Source organism: Streptomyces sp. NBC_00154 (genome assembly GCF_026342835.1).
Lineage (GTDB): Bacteria > Actinomycetota > Actinomycetes > Streptomycetales > Streptomycetaceae > Streptomyces.
Genome location: NZ_JAPEMI010000002.1, coordinates 1,712,294 through 1,730,295, shown reverse-complemented (window position 1 = coordinate 1,730,295; position 18,002 = coordinate 1,712,294). Strand labels below are relative to the sequence as shown.

Genomic DNA, 18,002 nt, shown 5'->3' with positions numbered 1-18,002 from the left:
ACGTGATCACGAAGTGCGGCTGGAGTACTAGAGATGCGCAAGACGTTGCTCCGAGGTCGGTGGAGTCTCTATGGCCCAGGTAAGCGCTGGCGCGTGGGTTCTGGAGCACCAGTTCGGGGGACCGCGTACGCGGCCGGCCACTGACCAGGCAACTCGCTGAACTGCGGCCCGGCGGGCGCTGAACCGCTGTTCCCCGTTCCTCCCCGATGGGCGCCGCCCGGGCGGGCACGCAGCAGGCACGCGGTCACTCATAGATGCGGGCGGCACTAAGCGCCCTGGCAAGAAGCGTCCAGTCGCCCTCGGGAGGCAGGTCCTGCTTGAGTAGACGTACGAGCCCTGAAGCGGTCCAGGGTCTGGTTCTCCCACTCCGCGCTGTGCTGCGCATGGTCCTCGCGAAGGCGCGCCAGAAAGGCAGCCAGGGCCTCCCGGTTCGGTATGTGATCCTCGGCGCTCAGGAGGGAGGCCATGTCGGCACCGTATAGCCATGCAGCCAACGCCCGTCCGTTTACCAGAAGCCGAAGAGGTGACAGGCCGGGCTGCCAACCTACGGTCACGTAATCGATCAACGCTGTGACCTGCTGCTGAGCTGTCGGCAGTTGTCAGCGTTGGTCATCGTTGAGCGCCCTTCCACGGCCCCGAAACGGCCCTGGGAGGGCGATCCGTGGTGCGATGACATCCGCTTTAGGAGAGCTTTAGGAGTTCGATCGGGCAGCCATTTGCGGCTGGTCCGACCGGGTCCGCCAACGCCACGCCGGGCCGCTCAGCGCTGCCACTGTTCGCCGTCGTTGATGTCAGACGCCCGGATAGTCGGATAGCTGGGACACCTCGCTTATCCCTGGTCGAAGCCTACGAGTGGCTTCGACCAGCGCGGGTGGCGGGAGCGAAGCGCCGTGGGACACCAACCGTGTGATGGTCCGCAGTCGCGCCGGGGGCTGATCGGGTACCCAACGCGGCGTGGCCGTCTATCGGCACGCGGCGCCGGGCAATCTGGGTGTCGGAGGTGATCTTTGTGGCGGACGAGGACGCGATGCGCCGAACGTCGGCGGGTGGGGACGCGGGAGACTGGGTGGGTGGGGTGATCTTGGATGCCTTGTTCACCCAGTCACCGGTGGGGCTGCACATCCTGGATACGGAGCTGCGGGTTGTGCGGGTGAACGCTGCCGCGCGGGGCATGCGCGGTGTGTCGGTCGAAGGTCTGGTCGGGTTGCATTTCGCCGAGGCATACGCCGGCCTGTCCGCGCCCGACGAGGTGGAGGCGATGCTCCGTGGTGTGCTGGAAAGCGGTGTGCCCGTGCGCGAGCACCTGGTCCACTCGCGGGTGGCAGCCGAACAGGGGCGGGAAAGGTCCGGGTCGATGTCGGTGTTCCGCCTGCAGGACCCGCAAGGGGCGGTCCTGGGACTGGCTGCCACGGTGGTCGACGTCACGGAACAGGAGCAGGCACGTGTCCGGCTGCGTGTGCTGAATGCCGTGCGCGAGCGTGTGGGTCAGACCCTGGATGTGATCGCCACCTGCCAGGAGCTGATGGAGGCCATGGTGCCCGGCTTTGCCGACTTCGCCATGGTGGACATTGTGGATGCCGTGGTACGCGGCGAGGAGTCCCCGACAGGGCCACTCGCTGAGGATGTGGCTCTGCGGCGTGCCGCCTTCCGCGCCCGCGACGGCCTGCAGGTACCGAGCTATCCGGTGGCTGACGTGCGGAGCCTGAACTTGCTGACCCCTTACGCGCAGGCCATGAGCGACTTCCGCCCCCGCCTCAGGCCTCTGAGTCCCGACAGCCCGTGGCTCGACGCCCCCAGGGCCAGGGCGGTCCGCGCAGCCGGAACGCACACACTCATCGTGGCGCCGCTGGCTCTGCGCGGCACGGCCCTGGGAGTACTGAGCCTTCTCCGGGCCGGCGGGTCCGATCCCTACAACGAGGACGATGTCGGCCTTGCCGTCGAGGTGGCCTCCCACACCGCCCTGTGCATCGACAACGCCCGCCGGTTCACCCGCGAGTACACCATCGCCGCCACGGTCCAGCGCCACCAGCTGCCCCGCTATCCCGCCTCTCACAGAACCGTCGAGACCGCCCACCTGCACGTGCCCGGCTTCAGCGGTGGGGGAGGCTGGTTCGACTCGATTCCCTTGTCCGGCGCCCGCACTGCCCTGGTCGTCGGAGAGGTCGCCGGCAGTGGCATCCAAGCCGCCACCACCATGGGGCAACTGCGCACTGTCATCCGCTGTTTGGCTGCACTGGACCTACAGCCCGACGAGCTCCTCGCGCGCCTCAACGACACCGCAGCCTTCCTGGCAGCAGAGCGCGCGGCTCTGCCCCCCGGCGATGCCCTGTACCGCCAACCGCTCTCGGCGAGCTGCGTCTACGCCGTCTACGACCCGGTCACCCGCACGTGCACCTTCGCACGGGCCGGGCACACCCCACCCTCGATCATCCGCCCCGACAGGAGCACCGAGGTCCCGGACAGCACCCCAGGGCCGCTCCTGGGCAGCGCGGAAGGTCCCCCCTTCGCCGCCACCACCACCGTCCTCCCCCACGGCAGCATCCTCGCCCTCTACACCTCCGCGATCCTCCCCACACCCCCCGCCGATTCCGACGGTGCCCCCGCACGCCTGCGCGACGTCCTCGCTCATCCCGGCCGACCTCTCAAGGACCTGCGCGACGACATCCTCCGCACCCTCCGCAACAACGACCGCCCCGGCGACGCCGTCCTCCTCCTCGCTCGCACCCGGCCCTTCCCCGCCTACTCCCTTGCCACCTGGCTCCTCGACCACGACCCCACAGCAGCAGCCATCGCCCGCCGACACACCCGCCGGACACTCGCAGACTGGAACGTGGACGAAGACAGCGCCTACGCAGCCGAACTGATCGTCAGCGAACTCGTCACCAACGCGATCCGCCACGGCGCCCCGCCCATGCAACTACGCCTCATCAAAGACCGCACCCTCACCTGCGAAGTCCACGACGACAGTGCTATCTCCCCTCACCTGCGCCACGCCCGCACAGTCGACGAAGGCGGACGCGGCCTGTTCATCGTCGCTCAACTCGCCCAAAGATGGGGCACCCGCTACACCACCGAAGGCAAGACAGTCTGGAGCGAACAGACTCTCCCCACTCCGGCTTCCCCTCACTCTGAGCCGACAGCCGGGTCCGTCCAATAAACGGTGATCCGCCCAGGCCGTGCGTGATGCGCAGCCGCATGGACGGGTGGATGTCGAGGTCATCGATAGCGCCCTGTCCGCTTCGCGTCACGGTGGGGTTTGCCGCTGCTGACCGTGGTTCTCCTCCGCAGATGGTGCGGAGGTGGTGCGACGTGGTGCGCGTTCCTGAGAGAAGGAAGACACCTCCGGCGCCCGCGACTCACGAGGGGTGTCTTCGCCACCGGGCTGCAACATGCGGGGATGTTTCTGATCCGTGGCTCTATGTGGATCGGTCAGCAACGGTCATAGCGGTCGCAGAAAGTCCCTACAGGGTGGTTGCTGAACATGTTCGGCTGCTGAAGTTGCTGCACAATCCCTGCTGTACAGCAGGGAACCTTCGCCAACTTCGAACGTGCTGGTCGGAGGGGCTGGCGTGAGGGGTGTGGGGCGTACTCACGCTGGCCGTGAGTGAGAGTCTGCGGTCTTCATCATTTGACGGGGTGTCTGGGGGCGACTTTGCGGTTTCCTCCGTGCCGCGGCCTCGGCGCCACTTACTCTCCGTTTCATGGTGGAGTCCGAGATCGCGGAACGGATCGCCGCGCGCCGCGCGGAACTGGACGAACTCGAAGAACAGCTGGTCAAGCAGCTTGATCAGGTGCGGGACGAGCGGGACGAACTCGCCGTCGCCGAGCGGGTCTGGCGGCGCATGGCCGAACGGTTCGCCGGCGAGCGGGTGGCAGCCGCACCGGCCGCGGTGCAGGTGGCGGGACGTGCGGTGTTGCTGGTCCCGCACCGTGAGGGCGGCGTGGACGAGGCCGTGCTGCCGGAGTACCAGCGCATCCTGGCCGCGGTCCGCCAGGCCGGGGCACCGGTGGCGACCCGGGCCGTCGGCGAGACGTTGGGCCTGGACACCGGGGTGCGGGGCAAACTGGAGCCGCTGCGGGGGAAGCTGACCCGGCTCGCCGAGCGGGGCTGGCTGCGCAAACAGTCAGACGGCCGGTACTCCGTGCGCCTTCAATAATCCGTTGCCTGGGCAGGTGGGGATAGCCCACGATGCCCGGATGCGTTTCTCGATCAATATCCCGAACTTCGGCGACTTCGCCGACCCCCGAAACGTGGCAACCGTCGCGGCGGCAGCCGAGGAGTCCGGGTGGGACGGGCTCTTCGTCTGGGACCACGTCCATTACCGGGGGTACCCGGGGCGGCCCTTCGGGGACGCGTGGATGCTGCTGACCGCGGCCGTGCTCGCGACGTCACGGATCCGGGTGGGGACGCTGCTCACTCCGGTGGCTCGTTATCGGCCGCAGCAGCTCGCGCGGCAGGTGGCCACCCTGGACAACCTCAGCGGAGGCAGGGTCGTCTTCGCCGCGGGGCTGGGTGGGCCGGTCGAGGACGAATACGGCAGCTTCGGCGACTCCACCGATCGACGTGTGCTCGCCGAGCGGCTGGACGAAGGGCTGGAGTTGTTGGGGCGGTTCTGGACGGGCGAGGCCGTCGACCATCACGGTCGGCACTACCAGGCGCGGAACGTGAGCCTGCAGCCCGCCACCGTGCAGCGGCCCCGGCCGCCGGTGTGGATCCGAGGATTCTGGCCGAACCGTCCGCCCATGCGACGGGCCGCGCGGTGGGACGGCGCGGTGCCTCTGTTCAAGAACGCCCTGCATGGATACCCGCCGGACCCCGAGGACGTGCGGGAGTTGATCACCTATGTGCGCGGTCATCGAGAAGGCCACGCCCAGCGCCCCTTCGACCTCGTCGTCGGCGGCGCCACTCCGGCGGACGCTGCCAAGGCCAGGGATGTGATCGGCCCGCTGCGCGACGCGGGTGCCACCTGGTGGGACGAACGGCAACTCGATCCCGGCCCCGATGTGGACTGCCTGGCTCCGGTGCTGCGGCGCATCGAGGCGGGGCCGCCGGTACTCAATTAGGCAACCAGCGCCGCGGGCCCTCCGGCCCGGGTGAGGATGGCCGGTTGTGGAACGTAACTGCGGGGCCCCCGGCGGTCGTTGAGATCGTGTGAGCAATAACAAAGAACGCGCCGGGGACGCCGTCTCCCTTGTGTATCAGTGCCGCCTGCCCGTGTCCACGAGCACTGTTGTCCACCTCGCCGACCTGCTACGGACTCGTCTGAAGGCGATCCGCTCCCCGTTTCGGATCCTGCCGCCGGGCCGGATCGCGGTGCTCGTGCTGGCGATGCTGCGGCACGACCAGCGCCTGCTGGATCTGGCCGGCGGCAACAACGTCGCGGAGTCCACGCTGCGCCGCTGGCGCGATGAGATGATCGGTCTGCTCGCCGCGAAGGCCGAACGGCTGGACCGCGTCCTGCGCAAGATAGCCCGGCGGGGCGGTGAGGTGGTGCTGATCGACGGCACCTTGATCCCCACGGTGCGCCGCACCGGGAAAGGCGACCGGCCCTACTACTCGGGCAAGCACCACCGCCACGGCTGCACTTCCTCGCCCTGACCGACGAGAACGGCAGACTGATCTGGATCTCCGCCTGCCGGCCGGGGCGCACCCACGACGCCACCGCCGCCCGCCGCGACAAGATCGTCGAACACCTCAAGGCCGCCGGCCTCGGCGCCCTGGCCGACCTCGGCTTCCTCGGCGTGGACAAGCCTGACGACCCCGACGACCTGGTCATCGTCACCGGCTACAAGGCCACCCGGGCGAGAAAGCTCACCCCCGGCCAGAAGAAGGCCAACCGCGTCCTGGCCGCCGCCCGCGCCCCCGTCGAACACGGCTTCGCAAACCTCAAAGCGTGGCGCATCCTCACCAAGCTGCGCACCGACCCGGCCCGCGCCACCGCCCTCCTGCGAGCACTGCTCGTCCTGACCGACCTCGAAGTCACCCGCTGACCGTGTCAGATGATCAAGAGCGCAGACTGTCGCCCGCGATCAGCGTGAGCATCCCACAGAAGCACCACACCAGCCCCTCCGACCAGCACGTTCGAAGTTGGCGAAGCTTCAGGGATTGTGATCGCTGCTTGCCGTCACATCAGTCGACTTCATTGGGCCGGGCCGAGTACCTCGTCGGCGCTGCGGGGCTCTGTGCGCGGCTGTTGGTTGAGCTTGTGGCGCTCGATGGAGGATCGCCGGTAGACCTCCTTGCGGGCCCGCATGATGTTGCCCAGGGGGGCATGCTCGGCGGTGACCCGCCAAGGCGTGAAGGACAGCGCGTCCATCTTCTCCAAGTTTTCCGGGCCGGAGATGTCCTGCTGCGGCAGCCGCAGCTTGGCCACGGTGACGGGCGGCGAGAGCTGCTCGGGCCACTCCAAGGTGGTGTCCTCCACCGGCATGCGCTCCAGGTCGGTGCAGAGTTGGACCTGGATGTCGAAGGCGTAGGGCCGCTCCTGCAGTTCGGCTTGCAGGGCCGGCCGGAAGACCTCCGCTGCCGAGGCCGGCCGGGTCGAGGGTGCGCCGGACCACCGCGGCGGCGGAGGACGGTTCGGGGGTGATGCGCACCTTGGCGATGTAGTCCCCGTGCCGGACCGCGCCCATCGTCCAGTAGCTCGACAGCAGCACGTTTGCCGGAGGCGTCTTTGACACGCGCAGGAAGGCCAGGAACTCGTCCCATGCCCAGTTGTCCTGGTCCAGCGTTCCCTTTCCGGTCACGAAATCGGTGAAGAAACGATGCGCGCCGGGTCGGCCCTGGGAGAAGTAGGCCGGCGCGTTCAGGAACAAATCCTGGATGAAGAGGTAGTGCTCGACCGTGTTGCAGAAGAAGATCGGTGCGTTGATGTTGGCGTAGTCGAATGTGCCCGTCTCCGGTTCGTCTTCCAGCAGGGTCGGGCCGGGGATGTCGAAGATCTTCAGCGCCAGCCCGGTGGCGCCGCCCAGTCGCGCGTCGGCTCCGGCGTGAGGCGAGCCGTTGGAGAAGCGGATGAGCGCATCGTGGGTTCCCGGGGTCGCGTAGATTCCTTGGGCGTATTCGGGGGGCAGCCCGTCCAGGATCTCCACCTGCCCTCGGACCAGCCCGTAGCCCTTGGCGTGCGCGTCGCGCAGGGCCCGGCCGGTGCCACCGGCCTCGACCGACTCGGCGATGTAGCTCTCGGTCTTCTCGATCACCGTCTGCACGTTGCGGTCGAAGTGCGGCTCGTCGGCTTCGACGTCCGGCGTGTAGCGGACGAACTGTGCTGCCATGACTTCGACCTCTCCTCGGAGAGCGTGAGCGGACCTCAGGGGCTGGGGAAATGCAGTCAGTCCTCCAGTTCGGCGAGCCAGCGCAGGGCGCGCAGACCCGGCAGGAAGCAGTACTCGCCGCCGCGGGTGACCACGAAGCTGGGCAGATTCTGCAGGCGACGCCGGACCGGCTTCTCGGGGATGGTGGCGCTGCCGGTTCCGTCGTGGTGCCCGGCTACCGGGTCCTTCTCGCCGGGGTAGCCGATGAAGTTGCCGTCGTTCACCCACTCGGCCTTGATGAACTCGAACTGCCGTTCCAGATGGGCTCCGAGGAAGACGCCGACCAGGCCCCGGTCGGCGCCGTCGTCCTCCAGCACGCCTTCGGGCAGAGGCGGGCCGTAGGTGGTGCCGCGGCGGATGAGGCGGTGCATCCGTGCGTCGCCGATGATGGTGGCATCACGGGGGTTGATACGCCGGATGTGCGCACCGGCGGGGCACCGATACCCACGGTCGTCGGTCTCCCGGTACAGGAAATTGTTCACGCGGTGCGGATCGGCCGCCAGCTCCGGATCATCGTGCTCCGGCGTCAGCGTCAGCGGTGCCCCGCTGGGCCAGCGCCCGACCATCTTCGCCGCCAGGAGTGCCTCCTCCTCGGCGCTCGAGCTGTTCGCGCGCAGGTACTGCCGCCATGCCGCCACGTTGGTTTGGACCTTGCGAACGGCCGCGTAGGTCCCGTTGCGCCCCAGCACATCGGGGCTGGGCATGGGCGGCAGGCTGCCGGTTTCGTCGGGGTAGCCGAGGATGAACTCGCCGGCTTTGATGGGGGCTTCCTGGGGGTTGGAGCCGGGCAGTCCGACGCCCTCGATGTTCGGATGGCTGATGCCGTCGCGGAAGCCGAAGGTGGTGCGCCCGGTCGGGAGCTGGTGGACGTCCTGTTGCCAGATCACCTGGACACCGGGTGTGTCCTCGTAGGCGATACGGGCCCGCTCCAGCTCCCTGCGCAGCTGCGCCGCATCGGGCGAGAGGGCGCTCAGCGCGATGTGGACATCACCGGTTCCGAACGGTGCCTCCCAGTGGGCCGGGGCGCTCTCGCCCACGTCACCGATCAGCTCCGCCCGGGCGGCCATGCCCTCACGAAACGCCTGCGGAAAGCTGTCCAGCGACTCCTGGGGTACCCCCAGGGCGCTCAGTCCCTGGTAGGTGAACGCCACAGCGACCCAGGCATCCTGGCTCCGGTCCCCGCCGGGCAGACCACTCGCGGTCAACGGGAGCAGGCGCCGCAGCAGAGCGCGTCCGGCGTGGCGGTCGTCCACGCGCAGGAAGATGAACTTCCCCTCGTACGGCACGGGCCTCGGCCGCAGGGCCCCGCTCTGGACGTCGTCGATCTCGACGCGCAACCCGGCCGCGCTGCTGCTGTCCGCCGTGTTCATGCTCGCTTGTGCCTCCACATCGGTCTCTGCCTGGGCAGCCCTGCAAGGGCCAACTCGCACCAGCCGACGCGGTCCACCGGTGGTGGGTCGACTCTGAGGATCGGCCGTGTCCGGGGTCTAGGCCGAGGCCTCCTCTAGCAGCTTCTGGAAGGCAGGCGTGGCCAGCAACTCGGCGTTGGCCGGGTTGTCCAGCGCCGCCCGGAACTCGGGGGTGTCCAGCACCTCCTGGAACGCGTCGTCCACTCGCTGGTCCTTATAGATCTGCTGAACGGTCAGGTCGGGATAGGCGCTGACGAAGACCCCCGCGGGCTCCTGGTGGGCGACGAACCAGTCCTTCGCTCCTGGATCGGTGACGCCGGGGAACCCTTCGCTGTGCGAGAAGACCTTGTCGAAGCGGGCCCCGACTACCGTCTGGGCGAAGTCGTCGATGTAGGTGTCCCAGGAGCCGTCGAAAACGCTGGCGAACATGAACCGGGTGTCGTTGTCGAAGATCACGTGCCGTGCATCGTGCAGGGTGCCGATCTGGCGCACCGCCGCATGGACCCTCTCGTCACCCGCAGCGTCGGAGAGCGTGGCGAGATCCTCACGCAGCGCATCCGCATGGCCCGGCTTGATCTTGGTGAAGACGGTGAACTCGCTGCAGACCCCGTCCGACCTGCTCGGGCGCTCAGGGTGAGCTGACTGGGCTGCACCTGTCGTCGCAGTCATCGTGAGATTCTCCTGCCACGGATCGGTGTGAAGGTCGCCAAGCACCCGAACATGGGGCGCCATCGCCCTCACCTCTTCATCCTGATCGCATGCGAGCCGCCTCGCATCCCCGGCCCAGGGTGATGCGGCTACCCGGGGCGGATTATCGAGAGACTGTGGCACCACGAGGTCCGGCCTGATCAGTTCACCATTCGCCGGCATTCCCCGACACCGGGGCGGCTAAGGTCCGCACCCGCCAAATCGCGAGGCGTGCCCCGCCCCTCACAGTGCCGAGAAAGAGAGCATTCTCGAATGCCGGCTTGCTGCCGAGCGCGATGCGGGCACCACCGGGGGCAACGAGCAGGCTATGGCCCTCGGAACTCCGAGAAGCTCCCGAGGACAGATTCGTAAGAGCGCAGGAACATGGAACATGGGCCTGTCGGGTTCGTCGTCGTCACGTTCTCGGGGCAACTGCTTTCCGCTTGGCCGAGGAGGACGGCCACGTAGCCGACCACGTACCCCCGGTGCCGCTTCGTCTGCCCCGTGACCCGGATGGGACGACGAGACGCTCAGCAGTCCGGAACATCCGGCCGAACTGCCGGACGGTGCCGACCGCTGAGGATCACCGTCCCCATGGACCGCTTCCGGAGAGGCTGCGGACCCGGTTTCGTGCCCCTCTTCACACGTCCCGACGCGTCCACGACAGCCCCACGGCTCCGCGTTCAGGCGGTCGGGTCACCCACACACGTAAGACGTCGCTCAACTCGACAGCCGCTCCGCCCCCCACCTGGAGGCAATCATGGGCAAAGTCCTCGGTGACGTGCTGGGTCTTGCGGCCGGTGTCGCGATCAGCCCGCTCCCGATCATCGCCATCATCCTCATACTGGCGACGCCTCGGGGACGTCTCAACGGACTCCTCTTCACCGTCGGCTGGATCCTGGGACTCTCGGCACTGGGCGCGGTGATGCTCGCGATCGCCTCCCCCACAGGTGCCTCCGCCCAAAATCAGCCGGCCACCTGGGTGGGAGCTCTCAAGCTCGCTCTGGGCGTGTTCCTCGTCCTCTTCGGCGCCCGGCAATGGAATCGACGCCCGAAGGATCCCTCGCAAGCCCAGCTGCCGAAATGGATGAGCGCGATCGACCGCCTCACGCCGGTCAAGGTCTTCGGACTCGGACTGGCCCTGGCCGCGCTCAACGCCAAGAACGCCCCGCTGACCATCGCCGCGGGAGCCGCCATTGGCTCAGCCGGACTGCCGGTCGGGGAGCAGATCGCATCGCTGGCAATCTTCGTCCTGGTCGCCACCCTCGGCCTGCTGACCCCACTGGGAGTATTCCTGCTCGGGGGAGAGCGAGCGAAGACCACGCTCGGCAACTGGAAAGACTGGGCCGCGCAGCACAACGTCGCCGTGATGGCGGTTCTGTTCTTCGTTCTCGGGTTGAAACTGCTCGGTGACGGCATCGGCATCCTCACCTCCTGAAGAAGACGGGCGTACCCACGTGTGACTCCTCCCCGCCATAGGCGAATTCCAGGGGTCGTTGCAACACAGGTGATCAACTGGCTGTTGCCAGGAGCTTAGACCCACCGGCAAATGGATCACTTGAGGCGTCGGGTGGTGGGGCGGCCGTCCCAGCGGTAGCGGCTCGTCGAGCGTCGAATGAGCATGCGGAGCGTGACGAGTGCGGCGGCGAGGTAGAGGTAGAAGTCCACGACATCGCCGCTCCTCTCGGTGCAGCGCCGCAGCTTGCCGTAGTCGTTCATCCACGAGTGCGTGCGCTCCACCACCCAGCGCTTGCCGGCCTGGATCGGGGCGGGCACGCCCTTGCGGGCGATCTCGGCCGAGAATCCCAACTCGCCGATCAACACACGTGACTTGGTGCTGTCGTACCCGCGGTCGAGGTTAACGTTGACGGCCTCCGGCATCGCACCGGCCTGCTCTTTGGCCGCTGCCAGGGTGGGGCCGAGCAGCGGCGAGTCGTGCCGGTTCGCCCCGGCGGACACGATCCCGAGTGGAACCCCGCACGCGTCGGAGGCGACCGAGCGCTTCAGTCCCTGCTTGCCCCGGTCGACGGGCGAGCGCCCCGCTTTCTCTCCGCCGCACGGCGCCTTGGTGATGCAGCCGTCGACCGAGATTTCATCGAGGTCGAGGCCGATCATGCGGTCGTACGCCTCCAGGGCGATCCGGTGCAGCGCTTGCGAGATCCCCATCTGAGCCCACAGCTTGACGCGGCGTCGGATCGTGCGGTCGGAGCATCCGGGCGAGGAGATGCGCTCGTATCCGGAGCCGTGGATCAGCGCTTGGACGACGTGGTCGAAGACGACGCGGTCCGGTATACGCCGTCGATGGCAGCCGAGCGGATGGTCGGGGTCAAACTCGGCCCGATCGGGCAGCAGGGCCCTGAACTGGTCCCAGGCGGGTTCAAGCAGGCATGATGGCAGCGCGGGCACAGTCGTCCTTCGCGGTCACAGAGCGTAGAGAACTCCATGATCACGCGGGCCTGTGCCCGTTCTGCTGCCACCCCTCATCGCAACCGTGCTCCGCCACCTACTGCCGGTCGGTCTTAGTGAGGCGCTCGGCTGGGGTTTCCCAGTCGAGCGTTTTGCGTGGGCGGCTGTTGAGTTCGGCGGCCACGGCGTCCAGCTCTTCTCGTCCGTAGCGGGCCAGGTCGGTGCCCTTGGGGAAGTACTGCCGGAGCAAGCCGTTCGTGTTCTCGTTCGACCCGCGCTGCCAGGGACTGCCGGGATCGCAGAAGAAGACCGGCATGTCCGTGGCGGTGCTGAACTCACTGTGCAGGTGCATCTCGGAACCCTGGTCCCAGGTGAGAGACCGTCTGAGCTGAGCGGGGAGGGTGGAGACTGTCTGGATGAGTGCGTCGCGCATATGGGCGGGCTGGCGGCCGTCGGGCAGGTGGACGAGGGCGACGAAGCGGCTGGAGCGCTCGACGAGTGTGCCGATTGCGGACTTGTGGGCCTTGCCGATGATGAGGTCGCCTTCCCAGTGGCCGGGGACAGCCCGGTCGGCGGCCTCGGCCGGGCGCTCGCTGATCATCACCATGTCTTTGGCCATGCGGGGCTGACGCTTGTAGGACTGGCGGTGCGGCCGGCGCATAACCCGTCCGGTCCGCAGGGCTTTGGCCAGTTCGCGGCGGAGTTCTCCGCGGCCCTGGACGTAGAGGGCTTGGTAGATCGTCTCGTGCACCACATGCATCTCCGGGCGGTCGGGGAAGTTCCGGCGGAGCTGTTGGACGATCTGCTCGGGGCTCCAGCGCCTGCTCAGATGTTGCTGGATGAATTCTCGCAGCTCAGGGCTCTGACCGATCTTCCCGGGCTTCGGCCGGGGCCTGCGGGCATCGGCACGGGACTGGGCGGCGTGGGGCCGGTAGTGCCATCGGCCGCCTCTGCCGGGAGTGCGGTTTCGGTGGATCTCCCGGCTGATCGTGGACGGGCTGCGGCCCAGCTCCGCGGCGATCGTGCGGATCGAGGCCTTCTCACGCAACCGGTCTGCTATGTGGATCCGGTCGGCCTCACGCAAGTAACGCGAGGGGCCCTCAAGCGTCCCCGGACGTGTCACGGGCGGGCTTCCCTTGTGCCGGCCCGACGGCCGCCAGCCGTTACGCCACCTCATACCGGTCCGCCGGCCGATGCCGACAATCCGGCACGCTTCCGCGCTACTCACCCCCTGGTCCATAAGTCGGAAGTATTCCTCCCGCTCACGGACCAGGATCCGGCGCCCCTGTGGCTTCCGATCCTTCCGGATCTCGAACGTCATCGCACCCCTTGAGCTGGGGTGTTGCGACGACCACTAGAACGGAAGATAAATGACGGGGCTTCTCGCTAAGCCGGTTTGGCCTCGCGACGGGCCAGCCCGGCCCGTAGAACGTTGATGGCTCCCACCGTGTCAGCGTGCGCGAGGTGGCCGCAGCCTACGCAGTGGAACTTCTCCTGGGTGGGCCGGTTCTCCTTCGCGGTGAGCCCGCATGCGGGGCACCGCCTGGAGGTGTTGCGGGGGTCCACAGCGATCACCTCCCGGCCGGCGCTCTCAGCCTTGCTCGTCAGGATCGTCAGGAACACCCCCCAACCGGCGTCAGCTATCGAGCGGTTCAGCCCGGCCTTGGCCGCGGCCCCGTTGGACAGGAACACGCCGGCCTGGTCGGGGTCCGGCTTCGGCGCGGGAGTCTTGCTCATGTTGCGGATCTTGAGGTCTTCGTGCGCGATGAAGTCGTGCTCACGGACCAGGCCGAGCGCGGTCTTGTGCGCGTGGTCGAGCCGTTGGCGGCGGACCTTGCCGTGCAGGCTGGCGACCTTCTCCACCGCGCGCTGATGGTTGCGCGTGCGCTTGTCCCGGCGGACACGAGGGAACCGGCACAGCGCCCGCTGGGCGGCTTCGAGCTTGTCAGCAGCACACCGGCCGTGGCGGGGATTCTGGACGAAGCCGCCGCCCGAGTCGGCGAGGAAGTTGGCTATGCCCAAGTCGATACCGACGACGCTGCAGGTCGCGGGAAGCGGCTCGGGCCGGTCCTGCTCGGCGGTGAGCACGACGAACCACTTCCGGCCCTCACGCTTCACTGAGATCGTCTTGACCTTACCGATCACGGCTCGGTGCTGGTTGACCTTGACGTGCCCGACGCCCTGGAGCCGGACGCGGGTAACCGGATCATGCGGAGTGGAATCCCAACAGCAGCCGTCCCCGTCCCTCGGAAACTCAACCGTGTCGAACCAGTTGGCGCCCCGGAACCTCGGGTGGCCGGGGGCGTCACCGGACTTGATCCGCCGGAAGAACGCCTGGAATGCCTTGTCGAGACGCCGCAGGGTGGCCTGCTGACTGGAGAACGACCAGCGGCCCTGACGATCGGGATCGAAAGCACGAATGTCCTTGAGCTGAGCGGACTGCATCCCGTACTTGATCGAGGTCTTCGAGACGTGCCGGTAGGCGTCACGGCGCTCCTGCAAGGCTCCGTTGTAGAGCGAGCAGTGATCCCGCAGCATCTCGCCGAGGGCTTGGGCCTGGCCCACGGTGGGCCTCATGAGGAACTTGTACGCACGGATCATCAGCCCACCCCTTTTTCAGTCGGGTTCGGAGATCACCTTACCATGTGTCAGACTTGGTGGATGTCACCGCGCTGGGAGCCGGATCCCGACATCCGTCGAGGAAACCATGTCATCTACAACCTGCACGTTCACTTGGTGTTTATCACCAAGTACCGCCGTGGCGTCTTCGATGACGAGATGCTGACGCGCTGCGAAGCGATCATGCGGGACGTGTGCCAATCCTTCGAGGCCGAGCTTCGCGAGTTCAACGGGGAGGGCGACCACGTCCACCTGCTCGTGCACTACCCACCGAAGGTTGCCCTTTCCAAGCTGGTGAACAGTCTCAAGGGCGTCAGCTCCCGGTATCTGCGCGCCGAGTACACCGGCCGGATCAACCGGATCGGCACGGGGTCCGTCCTCTGGTCGCCCTCATACTTCGCGGGCTCCTGCGGTGGCGCACCATTGAGCATCGTCAAGGAGTACATCGAGAACCAGAAGCGCCCGGTCTAGCGCTTCGCGCCAGTCCTCGCAGGGAACTCCGGCACTGCGCGGCTTCGGGCCCAGGATCGCATTCCCCGGCCGGCCTGAAGGCCGGGATTCCCTGCGAAGATCAGGGGATGGAAAGTGACCAGCCACGCCTCGCATTACGGGTTCCTGAGGCACGCCGGTCGGGCGGGGGCAGCCTTCGCTGGCGCTGTGACCATGGCGGATCTGCGCCGACAGGATGGGCACCGTGGCGCCCCGGGTGCCGATGCAGCGGCCTGGCGCTAACGTCGGGAGAACGGTTCGGGACGTGTCGTTGGCTGAAGCGCGGTTCGCTTCCGATTTGTGCGCTGGCCCTTCACCCTTTTGAGGACGCGTTCCCCGGTGAAGCTGTAGCAAGGAGGCTCCTGATGAAGGCGTCCACTACACGGCGGCGGTTGATCCCAATGACTCTGGCGGTGGCCACGGTCACTGTTGCAACCATGACTGCGGCGTCCCCTCCTGACGGCGCCACGACAGTCAGGCATCCGGCTGCCAAAGCAGCGGACAATGCGCAGGCGAAGCCCACAGTGGTGTTGGTGCACGGGGCCTGGGCGGGCACGTCGAGCTGGAACGGCGAGGTCGACATCCTGCGCCGCGCGGGCTATACAGTGCGTGCCATCGGGAACCCGTTGCAGAACCTGACGACCGACGCGCGCACGGTCAAAGACTTCCTCAAGAGCATCTCGGGGCCAATCGTGCTGGTGGGGCACTCCTATGGTGGGTCGGTGATCACGAACGCCGCGGCAGGAGTGAGTAACGTAAAGGCACTCGTATACGTCGACGCGGCCGCTCCGGCGGTCGGGGAGACGACGGGGCAGCTCAGCGGCTCGACGTCCGCGCTGTCGGGGCCGCCGTCCAAGCTGTACGACGTCGTGTCGTACGCGGACGCCCCCGCCAAGGCGTCCAACCTCTATCTCAAGAAGGACGTATTCGTCACGAAGTTTGCCAGCAGCGTGCCACGTGACCAGGCGATCAACCTGTGGGCCACCCAGCGGGCTGCCAGCACAGTGGCCTTCAACACCCCCTCCAAGGCTGCGGCATGGAAGACGATCCCTTCCTGGTACTTCATCAGCAGCGGGGACCAGATCATCACACCGGAGTCGGAGAAGAAGATGGCGCGTCGCGCGGGGGCGAAGGTGACTGTCTACCCAGGCGGTTCGCATCTGACCCTGGTGTCCGATCCGGCTGCCGTGAGCAAGGTCATTCAGTCGGCGATCGCGGCGGTGAAATGACGTAGCGCGGTTTGGGGCAGCGCGGGTGGCTGACAGTCTGCAGGTCGCGGTCGCAGAGAGGATCGTCTTCCCTGTGACCGCACTGCCCGACGACACCGACGACGTCACCGCCGGCTCCTTGGACGAGTTCCGTCTTCCTCGTGGCGATACGTGAGTGGTCCCACCCCACCTCCAAGTCCAGGCCCAGGCCGATGCGGCCGGTGACGTCGATTGGCTGGTCCAGATCGACTCCCCTGTGGTCCGCGCACACCAGCACGCCGCCGCCACCGGCCGAAATGGGGGCACCATCAGCAGGACGAATCGTCGATCCCGAGGAGGCCTGACCACCAAGATCCACCCTTCGAACGGATCTTGCCCAGAGCACGAACGACGCCAGGCTGACCGTTGCTTCGTAGGAGGTGGCGGTCTTGTCGTACCTGGTCGAAATCCCGCGGAAGTGTTTGAGGGTCGGGACTCGCGTGGTGGCCGTCCTCGTCGGCACCCGCCGTGGACGGTGCGGCCCGGCGGCGCACCGCGACCATGGCGACGTCGTCCTGGACCTCCCCGCCTGCATGGACGGTCAGGTCGCTCATGAGGCGCTCGATCAGGTGGTGCGGCTCGTCCTCGGCGAGGAGCGCGAAACGGTCCAGCGCCGGGTAGAAGACGCCCGCCGGGTCGCGGGTCTCGAGGAGGCCGTCGGTGTGCAGGAGCAGCGTGTCCTCCGGCTCGAATCCGAAGGTGTTGACCTGATAGGCCGCCTGGTCGCCGCCCAGGCCGAGCGGTGGTGCCGGCTGTGGCACTTCGAGGAGGTCCACGTCTGTGCCATGAGAGCGCATCAAGTCGGGGTGGCCACAGCTGGTCACGTGGACGACGTCGAGGTCGTCGGGTATCTCCAGGACGAGAGCGGTGATGAACCGCTCCGAGGCGTTGCTGTCCGTCTGGCCGGCCTGGTCGACACGGCGGCGCACGCTGGCGTCCAGGGACAGGGCGACATGCTCCAGTTGCACGTCGCGGTGCGCGGCTTCGCGGAACGCACCGATGACGGCTGCGGCGTCGTCGACTGCCGCCAAGCCGTTGCCCCGCACGTCACCGATCAACATTCGGACCGTGCGGTCGACACGTTCGGCGGCGTACACGTCTCCGCCGATGTGTGCGTGGGCGGCGGCCGAGCGATAGGCAGTGGCGATTTCCAGACCTGCCACACGACAGGGCAACGGGGGCAGCAGCGCCCTTTGCGCTGTCTCCGAAACGGAGCGCACCGCATGAAGCGTTCGATGGTCCACGTCCCGCAGGCGCCGGAACACGAGGACCAGGACGCAGACGACCAGCAGGCCCAGGACGTCGATCGGGAGGATCGGTGAGCTGGGCAGACCGTCGTCGACGTCGACCGCAACCACGCCGAGACAGGCCAGGGCGGTCATACTGACGGTGGTACGCGTGTTGTCTGCCGCAGCGGTGAGAGCCGGCACCACCACCAGCAGCACTACGAGGTGGACGTCCGCGGGGACGATCACGCCCTCCAGGGTGACGCCGAGCAGGACGGCCGAGGCGACCACGACCGCGATGAGCGGTCGTAGCCGTACCGCCGAGAAGCTGACGGCAAGTCCCGCGGCAGTCACGCGGCCCGTGCTTGTCACGATGTGCGTCTGCGTCGTCATGAGAACCTCCTGCTTGTCACAATGTGCGTCTGCGTCGTCTGCGTCGTCATGAGAACCTCCTGCCACGTACGACATGGGGCTGGTCCGGCTGGCATGACAGGTGTCCTGTGGGGCCGGTGGGCAGCCTCGGTCGGCGTCATGTCATTCGCGTCGCCTCACCGCGGCTGATCGGGCACCGTGGGCCGGGTCGACCGACGAGACCAGTTGGAGGG

The 18,002-nt window shown here is 67.5% G+C and carries 16 protein-coding genes and 1 pseudogene; 10 read left to right on the top strand and 7 right to left on the bottom strand.

The genetic code is table 11. From position 1 onward, the window contains the following. The first annotated feature begins 1,009 nt into the window (after nucleotides 1–1,009). The 5 genes from OHA03_RS44620 to OHA03_RS44600 all read left to right on the top strand — a co-directional run bounded on the left by OHA03_RS44620 (nucleotide 1,010) and on the right by OHA03_RS44600 (nucleotide 5,991). Nucleotides 1,010–3,157, top strand: a complete 2,148-nt coding sequence (locus OHA03_RS44620) for a SpoIIE family protein phosphatase (protein WP_323181397.1) — start codon at nucleotides 1,010–1,012, stop codon at nucleotides 3,155–3,157. 544 nt (nucleotides 3,158–3,701) lie between these two features. Beyond that, a complete protein-coding gene (locus OHA03_RS44615) occupies nucleotides 3,702–4,157 on the top strand; it encodes a hypothetical protein (protein WP_267009592.1) in 456 nt (151 codons plus the stop codon). 40 nt (nucleotides 4,158–4,197) lie between these two features. Then, complete coding sequence (locus tag OHA03_RS44610; protein WP_267009591.1) at nucleotides 4,198–5,064, top strand: LLM class flavin-dependent oxidoreductase; 867 nt, start codon at nucleotides 4,198–4,200, stop codon at nucleotides 5,062–5,064. Between the two features lie 151 nt (nucleotides 5,065–5,215). Then, nucleotides 5,216–5,599 carry a hypothetical protein gene (locus OHA03_RS44605; RefSeq protein ID WP_267009590.1) on the top strand — a complete coding sequence of 128 codons (384 nt, stop codon included), beginning with the start codon at nucleotides 5,216–5,218 and terminating at the stop codon, nucleotides 5,597–5,599. Continuing rightward, nucleotides 5,581–5,991, top strand: a complete 411-nt coding sequence (locus tag OHA03_RS44600; protein ID WP_323181410.1) for a transposase family protein — start codon at nucleotides 5,581–5,583, stop codon at nucleotides 5,989–5,991. The genes OHA03_RS44605 and OHA03_RS44600 overlap by 19 nt, the downstream gene beginning before the upstream one ends. Before the next feature lie 108 nt (nucleotides 5,992–6,099). On the opposite strand, the gene OHA03_RS44595 is transcribed toward OHA03_RS44600, so the two are convergent. The 3 genes from OHA03_RS44595 to OHA03_RS44585 all read right to left on the bottom strand — a co-directional run bounded on the left by OHA03_RS44595 (nucleotide 6,100) and on the right by OHA03_RS44585 (nucleotide 9,392). Beyond that, on the bottom strand, nucleotides 6,100–7,200 hold the full coding sequence (locus OHA03_RS44595; protein ID WP_267009589.1) for a hypothetical protein: 1,101 nt from the start codon (nucleotides 7,198–7,200) through the stop codon (nucleotides 6,100–6,102). A gap of 131 nt (nucleotides 7,201–7,331) precedes the next feature. Continuing rightward, nucleotides 7,332–8,684: a Dyp-type peroxidase gene (locus OHA03_RS44590; protein ID WP_267009588.1), complete on the bottom strand. Its 1,353-nt coding sequence runs from the start codon at nucleotides 8,682–8,684 to the stop codon at nucleotides 7,332–7,334. Nucleotides 8,685–8,801: 117 nt separating this feature from the next. Further along, nucleotides 8,802–9,392 (bottom strand): hypothetical protein, encoded by a 591-nt coding sequence (locus tag OHA03_RS44585; RefSeq protein WP_267009587.1) that lies wholly within the window; start codon nucleotides 9,390–9,392, stop codon nucleotides 8,802–8,804. A 778-nt stretch (nucleotides 9,393–10,170) separates the two neighbouring features. On the opposite strand from OHA03_RS44585, the gene OHA03_RS44580 reads away from it, so the two are divergent. Then, nucleotides 10,171–10,848: a GAP family protein gene (locus OHA03_RS44580; RefSeq protein WP_267009586.1), complete on the top strand. Its 678-nt coding sequence runs from the start codon at nucleotides 10,171–10,173 to the stop codon at nucleotides 10,846–10,848. A 116-nt stretch (nucleotides 10,849–10,964) separates the two neighbouring features. On the opposite strand, the gene OHA03_RS44575 is transcribed toward OHA03_RS44580, so the two are convergent. From OHA03_RS44575 to OHA03_RS44565, 3 genes are all read right to left on the bottom strand, one after another. Continuing rightward, nucleotides 10,965–11,816, bottom strand: a complete 852-nt coding sequence (locus tag OHA03_RS44575) for an IS5 family transposase (RefSeq protein WP_267008335.1) — start codon at nucleotides 11,814–11,816, stop codon at nucleotides 10,965–10,967. A 97-nt stretch (nucleotides 11,817–11,913) separates the two neighbouring features. Continuing rightward, nucleotides 11,914–13,137 (bottom strand): IS30 family transposase, encoded by a 1,224-nt coding sequence (locus tag OHA03_RS44570; RefSeq protein WP_267009585.1) that lies wholly within the window; start codon nucleotides 13,135–13,137, stop codon nucleotides 11,914–11,916. 65 nt (nucleotides 13,138–13,202) lie between these two features. Beyond that, nucleotides 13,203–14,417 carry a transposase gene (locus OHA03_RS44565; RefSeq protein ID WP_267009584.1) on the bottom strand — a complete coding sequence of 405 codons (1,215 nt, stop codon included), beginning with the start codon at nucleotides 14,415–14,417 and terminating at the stop codon, nucleotides 13,203–13,205. Nucleotides 14,418–14,477: 60 nt separating this feature from the next. Between OHA03_RS44565 and tnpA the strand changes: the two genes are divergently transcribed. From tnpA to OHA03_RS44545, 4 genes and pseudogenes are all read left to right on the top strand, one after another. Further along, nucleotides 14,478–14,906, top strand: coding sequence for an IS200/IS605 family transposase (tnpA, locus tag OHA03_RS44560; RefSeq protein WP_267007551.1), 429 nt, complete (start codon nucleotides 14,478–14,480; stop codon nucleotides 14,904–14,906). A gap of 383 nt (nucleotides 14,907–15,289) precedes the next feature. Next, nucleotides 15,290–16,153, top strand: a complete 864-nt coding sequence (locus tag OHA03_RS44555) for an alpha/beta hydrolase (RefSeq protein ID WP_267009583.1) — start codon at nucleotides 15,290–15,292, stop codon at nucleotides 16,151–16,153. 25 nt (nucleotides 16,154–16,178) lie between these two features. Continuing rightward, nucleotides 16,179–16,307, top strand: a complete 129-nt coding sequence (locus OHA03_RS44550; protein ID WP_267009582.1) for a hypothetical protein — start codon at nucleotides 16,179–16,181, stop codon at nucleotides 16,305–16,307. 21 nt (nucleotides 16,308–16,328) lie between these two features. After that, nucleotides 16,329–16,433, top strand: a pseudogene (locus tag OHA03_RS44545) (IS5/IS1182 family transposase); the annotation flags it as partial. Nucleotides 16,434–16,440: 7 nt separating this feature from the next. Here OHA03_RS44545 and OHA03_RS44540 read toward each other — a convergent pair. Beyond that, nucleotides 16,441–17,790: a PP2C family protein-serine/threonine phosphatase gene (locus OHA03_RS44540; RefSeq protein ID WP_267009581.1), complete on the bottom strand. Its 1,350-nt coding sequence runs from the start codon at nucleotides 17,788–17,790 to the stop codon at nucleotides 16,441–16,443. Between the last annotated feature and the right edge of the window lie 212 nt (nucleotides 17,791–18,002).

What these genes read in the sequence shown, in the direction of transcription:
- OHA03_RS44540 (WP_267009581.1), bottom strand. Translation starts at nt 17,790, where the DNA reads ATGACGACGCAGACGCACATCGTGACAAGCACGGGCCGCGTGACTGCC.
- OHA03_RS44565 (WP_267009584.1), bottom strand. Translation starts at nt 14,417, where the DNA reads ATGATCCGTGCGTACAAGTTCCTCATGAGGCCCACCGTGGGCCAGGCC.
- OHA03_RS44610 (WP_267009591.1), top strand. Translation starts at nt 4,198, where the DNA reads ATGCGTTTCTCGATCAATATCCCGAACTTCGGCGACTTCGCCGACCCC.
- OHA03_RS44555 (WP_267009583.1), top strand. Translation starts at nt 15,290, where the DNA reads ATGAAGGCGTCCACTACACGGCGGCGGTTGATCCCAATGACTCTGGCG.
- OHA03_RS44615 (WP_267009592.1), top strand. Translation starts at nt 3,702, where the DNA reads ATGGTGGAGTCCGAGATCGCGGAACGGATCGCCGCGCGCCGCGCGGAA.
- OHA03_RS44580 (WP_267009586.1), top strand. Translation starts at nt 10,171, where the DNA reads ATGGGCAAAGTCCTCGGTGACGTGCTGGGTCTTGCGGCCGGTGTCGCG.
- OHA03_RS44590 (WP_267009588.1), bottom strand. Translation starts at nt 8,684, where the DNA reads ATGAACACGGCGGACAGCAGCAGCGCGGCCGGGTTGCGCGTCGAGATC.
- OHA03_RS44570 (WP_267009585.1), bottom strand. Translation starts at nt 13,137, where the DNA reads ATGACGTTCGAGATCCGGAAGGATCGGAAGCCACAGGGGCGCCGGATC.
- tnpA (WP_267007551.1), top strand. Translation starts at nt 14,478, where the DNA reads ATGTCACCGCGCTGGGAGCCGGATCCCGACATCCGTCGAGGAAACCAT.
- OHA03_RS44585 (WP_267009587.1), bottom strand. Translation starts at nt 9,392, where the DNA reads ATGACTGCGACGACAGGTGCAGCCCAGTCAGCTCACCCTGAGCGCCCG.